Origin of the sequence: Mesorhizobium sp. M7D.F.Ca.US.004.03.1.1, from assembly GCF_003998635.1 — a bacterium.
GTDB lineage: Bacteria > Pseudomonadota > Alphaproteobacteria > Rhizobiales > Rhizobiaceae > Mesorhizobium > Mesorhizobium loti.
Map to the genome: position 1 here is coordinate 1 of NZ_RZQG01000371.1, position 5,602 is coordinate 5,602.

Genomic DNA, 5,602 nt, shown 5'->3' on the forward strand with positions numbered 1-5,602 from the left:
TGCTTATTCCTGGTCCGCAACCTTGCGGCGGCGCGCCGGCCTGGCGGCAGGGCTCTTTTTGACCGGTGCCGTTTCACGATGCCCCATGTCGCGCATCTCAAGCGCCTTCTCGCACTTGGCTATGTAGTCGCGCGACACCGGTAGCGTGTCGTTCTTCTTGGTGATCTGGATCTGGAAGATGACCAGGTCCTGCCAGCGGAAGGCGGCTTCCGAGGCAGCCAGGTAGAATTCCCACATGCGGCAGAAGCGCTCGTCATAGATCGCCTTGGCCTTGTCGCGGTTGGCCGCGAAGCGCTGGCCCCAGTGCTTCAGCGTATCGGCATAGTGGAGCCTGAGAATCTCGACGTCGGTGACGACCAGGCCCGACTTCTCGATAGCCGGCATGACTTCCGAGAGCGCAGGGATGTAGCCGCCCGGGAAGATGTATTTGCGGATGAAGGCGCTGGTCGCCCACGGTACGCCGGAACGGCCGATCGTGTGCAACAGCATGACGCCATCGGGCTTGAGCAGCGTCGCGCTCTTGTCGAAGAAGGTGCGGTAATGGTTGACGCCGACATGCTCGAACATGCCGACCGAGACGATGCGGTCGAAACGCTCGTTGAGTTCGCGGTAGTCCTTGAGCTCGAAATGCACGCGGCTTTCCAGCCCTTGCGCGTGCGCCCGGTCGGTAGCGACGCCATGTTGCTCGGTCGACAGCGTCACGCCCTGCACGTCGACGTCGAACGCCTTGGCGAGATAGAGGCCAAGCCCGCCCCAGCCGGAGCCGATGTCGAGCACCGTCTGGCCGGCCTTCAGCCGGAGCTTGGCGGCGATGTGGCGCTTCTTGGCGGCCTGCGCTTCGTCGAGCGTCATGTCCGGCTGCTCGAAATAGGCGCAGGAATACTGCATGTCCTCGTCGAGGAAGAGCCGGTAGAGATCCCCCGACAGGTCGTAGTGGCGCTGCACATTGCGGCGCGAGCGCGAGGCGGTGTTGATCTGCTGCAGGCGGCGGAAGGCGTGGCGCAGGCCTTCGATGGCCTTCGACCAGGTGGCGTCGATGCCGCCGCTGCCCATGTTCTGGAAGGCGATGCGCATGACGCCCAGCACGCCACCTTCGAGAATGTCGAGTTCGCCGTCCATGTAGGATTCAGGCACAGCCAGCATCGGATCGAAGGTGATGGCGCGCTCGGCATGCGCGGTCTTGATATGCATGTGCACCGGTTCGCCGCTGCCGTCGCCGAAAACCACTGTCGCGCCCTTGGGGCCGGTTACCTTGAGATTGCCGGTCCGCACCAGGCGGTCGAGAACGCGTTTCAACAGAATATTCATGACCAAATGTCCCCTCTCGGCCAGACAGGCTGTCTTGGCGCGTGACCCGAAAATCGGAATCGATTTTCATCGGGGATCTTGCGCCGAACCAAAGTTCCACAGCGTCATTTTGCGCGGCCAAAGGACGCGCGACGCTGTAGTCTGCAACAATATATAGGGGTTCGAAAAGTTCCATTTGGCATAAAAAAGCCCGGGCGCGAGGCCCGGGCGTTGGTCCAGTATTGCTGGATGTCGGCAAAGTGATCAGAGCAGCTCTAATCGTGATCGAAGCGCAGCTCCAATCGCCTTGCGACGTATGATCAGGCGTTGTCTTCGCCGCCCTCGAACTCGGTGTTCGGGTCGAAGAAGTTTTCCGGCCGGGCGTTGTCGTTGATGTCGTCGCCATAGATGGCTTCGGCGGTGGTCAGCGTCTCGCCCTTGGCCTGGCGTTCGGCTTCGTCGGCCGTGCGGGCGATGTTGAGCGTGATAGTGACTTCGACTTCCGGATGCAGCGCGATCGCCACATTGGTGACACCGATAGTCTTGATCGGCTGGTTGAGCAGGATCTGGTTGCGGTTGACCGAGAAACCTTCCGCCGTCAGCAGATCGGCGATGTCGCGGGTCGAAACGGAACCGTAAAGCTGCCCGGTTTCACCGGCGGAACGAACGGCGATGAAGCTCTTGCCGTCAAGCTTTTCGGCGACTTGGGCCGCTTCCGACTTGCGCTCGAGGTTGCGGGCTTCGAGCTGGGCCCGCTGGCCTTCGAACTTCTTCTTGTTGGCTTCGTTGGCGCGCAGAGCCTTGCCCTGCGGTAGCAGGAAGTTACGGGCAAAGCCGTCCTTGACCTTGACGGTATCGCCCATCTGGCCGAGGCGGGAAACGCGTTCGAGAAGAATGACTTCCATGGTTTTGTTCCTTTGGTTGGGCGCCAATCGATCGATGAGATCGACGCCGGATGTCTCTGGAACAGGTCAGGAAGCTTGAGCGCCTGGGGCGCTGGTGTCGCTGTCCTGCCTGTCGCGGCAGTTAGAGGTTTTGACCTCAACCCGGGATTTGAAGCTCAACCCTGCGGCGCCCGTCGCCGTGGGAGATGAGCGGGCGGCGAACCGCCCGCTCATAAAAGATCTAGCGAACCACGTAGGGCAGCAGGCCGAGGAAGCGGGCGCGCTTGATCGCCTTGGCGAGTTCGCGCTGCTTCTTCTGGCTGACGGCGGTGATGCGCGACGGCACGATCTTGCCACGCTCTGAAATGTAGCGCTGCAGCAGACGCACGTCCTTGTAGTCGATCTTGGGCGCGTTGGCGCCGGAGAACGGGCAGGTCTTGCGGCGGCGATGGAACGGGCGCCGGGTCGGGATCTGGTTGATGTCGACCATTATTCTGCACCCCCTTCAAAGCCTTCGCGCGGACGGCGCGGACCACGATCGGCACCAGCGTCGCCAAACGAGCGCGGCGGACGATCGCCACGGTCGCCACGATCACGGTCGCCGAACGAGCGCGGGCCACGATCGCCACGGTCGCGGTCGCCGAAGCCGCCGCGTTCCGAGCGCTCTTCGCGCTTCTGCATCATGGCCGACGGGCCTTCCTCATGCGCCTCGACCTTGATGGTCAGGAAACGCAGCACGTCTTCGGACAGGCCCATCTGGCGCTCCATCTCGTTGAGCGCGGCCGCGGGGCAATTCAGGTCCATCAGCGTGTAGTAAGCCTTCCGGTTCTTGTTGACCCGGTAGGTAAGGGACTTCAGTCCCCAGTTCTCGACCCGACCGACGGACCCGCCATTTGCGGAGATGACGCCCTTGTACTGTTCGACAAGCGCATCGACCTGCTGCTGCGAGAGGTCCTGCCGGGCAAGAAACACATGTTCGTATAGAGCCATAGTGGTTCAGTGCCTTTCTTCGTTTCTCTCCCGGTTCCCGGCGGCAAAAGCCTCTGCAACTTCTCTGACCCGCTGGTCCCGAAGGGCGGGGAAGAAAGGAGCATTTCGAGACGGTCGAGAGCGGAGACACGGGAGGCGGAAGCACTTCTGGCATCACACGAAGGTTTTCGAAAAAAACCTCCGGCCCTCCGTTCAGCCCCCAGCAAGGACCGGCAGATTGCGGGCGTCTATATAGCAATCCAGCCGCAACGCAAGGGCGGGCGGCGTCCTCTGTGTCGCATGCGGCGGAAAAATCAAGCAGCAACAACGGCCCAGGCTTTGAGGTTTCCGGCAACTGCGCCTTAACCACACTGTTAGGTTGTGCGCAGTTGAACCCCCGCCGTCAACGGTCGATTCATCATAGGAGGCGCAGAAGCCGTATAGCCCGCGCACAAAAAGCGCGGCAAGCATTTGCGGGGGTAAGGATGCTTTTCGACAAATTCTGGCGCTCAACGAGCGGCAATTTCACGCTCGTGCTGGGACTGGGCTTGCCGGTCATCCTGACGGCTGTCGGTTTCGCAACCGATGTCTCCACCCTCATGCGGGCCAAGAGCAATCTGCAGAATGCCCTCGATGGGGCAAACCTTGCCTCCTCGCATCTTGGCGATCTCGACATCACCCGCAATGATGCCTTCAACCGCTATTTCCAGGCCAATATCGTCGGGCACGGTGAACTCGGCAATGCGCAGGCGACGTTGACCGTCGACAAGGGCATCAATTTCGTCAAGACAAAGGCGACTGCCTCCGCTGACGTCAGTCTTAACTTCGCCTTTCTGTTCGGCGACAGCAAGCACATCGTGGTCGATGCCTCCGCCGTCGAATCGAACAACCAGCTCGAAGTCGTGCTGGTGCTCGACAACACCGGCTCCATGGCCGGCGCGCGCATGACGGCGCTGAGGACAGCGACCAAATCATTGCTCGACACGCTCGAATCGACAAAGTCGCCGACGCGCCAGATCCGTGCCTCGCTGGTTCCATTCGTTACGGCCGTCAACGTCGACGGTGACGAATTCGACCCGTCCTGGATCGATATGGACGGCAAGTCGTCCACCAACGGCATCAATTTCCCGGTCATCGATGGTAAGCGTCCCAATCACATGGCGCTTTTCAAGCAGCTCAAGCAGACCGGATGGACAGAGCCCGGATGGAACGGTACCGGGTGGAAAGGTTGTGTCGAGGCGCGACCGGGCACCTACAACATTTCCGACACCCCGCCAGATCCCGCCAAGCCCGACACGCTGTTCGTTCCGTATTTTGCGCCGGACGATCCGCAAGTTGCCCAGATGCCGTCTGCCTCCTATGGCAATTCGGATAAATACTACAACAATTCCTATCTCGACGACGGCTACGACAAGACCAAGCTCGATAAGCAGAAAGGCAACGCTCTCGGCATCGATGTCAGTGATCTTGTCGGCGATTTGGTGACGCCCGGCAAGCCTGCCAAGGAAAAGATCGCCAAATATATCGCGCCCGTCAACGAGCTCATCACCGAGACGGGCACCCGCATCACAGTCGGCCCGAACCGCGCTTGCCCCACACCCGTCGTCCCGCTGACCGACGATTTCGACAAGCTGCGTAAGGCAGCAGGCGAGATGACCGAGTGGAACGGTTCAGGCACCAATGTCTCCGAGGGCCTATCGTGGGGGATGCGGGTGCTTTCGCCCGCCGCGCCCTATACCGATGGCGCGCCTTGGAAGACGCCGGGCATCAGCAAGATCGTGCTGTTGCTCACCGATGGCGAGAACGTCGTCTATGGCGCCAGCGAACAGCCGACGAAATCCGACTACACACCTTATGGCTATCTGGCTGGTGGCCGCTTCGGATCGGACAACCAGACGACCGCGGCGCGCAATGTCGACGGCTGGACCAAAAGCGTTTGTACGCAGTTAAAGGACGAGGGGGTGCAAATCTACACCATGGTGCTGCAGTCCGACACCGCCGCCAACCGCGCGCTTTACAGCGCCTGCGCTTCAGACCCGAGCGACTATTATGCCGTCAACGATCCTACCAAACTGCCGAACGTGTTCCTGCAGATCGCCAACAAGTTCACGAAGCTGCAATTGACGAATTGAACGCTCGACCCGAGAGAGACCGGCCGGCTCCTCACGGGATCGATCGGTTCAACTCGTATGGGCGGCGACAACCTTGTCGACCGTTTCGGGGAAGAAGTCTGGCGCTGCGTGGCGTTTGCCGAACATCATGTCGTACTGCAACAGGCGGAAATCGCGGATCGCCGGGTCGATCTCTTTCTGCCGCGCCCAATCGGGCGTGGCCTCGCCAGCCGGCGTCAGCAACAGGTTGCGGTCGACGACGCGGTAACGTTCGCTCATCTGGCCCAGAAATCCGGTGTAATAGGGATGGCTGATGCCGGCCGTCTTCAGGATATGATAGGGCAGGAAGGC

General features: G+C 60.9%; 5 protein-coding genes and 1 pseudogene. 1 reads left to right on the top strand and 5 read right to left on the bottom strand.

The window, feature by feature from the left end; genetic code table 11:
• Window positions 1-3: 3 nt before the first annotated feature.
• The 4 genes from EN935_RS20075 to rpsF all read right to left on the bottom strand — a co-directional run bounded on the left by EN935_RS20075 (window position 4) and on the right by rpsF (window position 3,161).
• Window positions 4-1,308: a cyclopropane-fatty-acyl-phospholipid synthase family protein gene (locus EN935_RS20075; protein ID WP_109662822.1), complete on the bottom strand. Its 1,305-nt coding sequence runs from the start codon at window positions 1,306-1,308 to the stop codon at window positions 4-6.
• A gap of 299 nt (window positions 1,309-1,607) precedes the next feature.
• Window positions 1,608-2,192 carry a 50S ribosomal protein L9 gene (rplI, locus tag EN935_RS20080; protein WP_109663351.1) on the bottom strand — a complete coding sequence of 195 codons (585 nt, stop codon included), beginning with the start codon at window positions 2,190-2,192 and terminating at the stop codon, window positions 1,608-1,610.
• 220 nt (window positions 2,193-2,412) lie between these two features.
• Window positions 2,413-2,661, bottom strand: coding sequence for a 30S ribosomal protein S18 (gene rpsR / locus EN935_RS20085; protein ID WP_006203718.1), 249 nt, complete (start codon window positions 2,659-2,661; stop codon window positions 2,413-2,415).
• Window positions 2,661-3,161 carry a 30S ribosomal protein S6 gene (gene rpsF / locus EN935_RS20090; protein WP_013532520.1) on the bottom strand — a complete coding sequence of 167 codons (501 nt, stop codon included), beginning with the start codon at window positions 3,159-3,161 and terminating at the stop codon, window positions 2,661-2,663. Before rpsF ends, rpsR begins: the two co-directional genes overlap by 1 nt.
• Before the next feature lie 464 nt (window positions 3,162-3,625).
• Here rpsF and EN935_RS20095 point away from each other — a divergent pair, with 464 nt between their 5' ends.
• The gene (locus EN935_RS20095) at window positions 3,626-5,272 is read left to right on the top strand and encodes a pilus assembly protein (protein ID WP_127264673.1); all 1,647 of its coding nucleotides are present in this window, start codon (window positions 3,626-3,628) and stop codon (window positions 5,270-5,272) included.
• Between the two features lie 48 nt (window positions 5,273-5,320).
• On the opposite strand, the pseudogene EN935_RS20100 reads toward EN935_RS20095, so the two are convergent.
• A pseudogene (locus tag EN935_RS20100) lies at window positions 5,321-5,602 on the bottom strand (hypothetical protein); the annotation flags it as partial.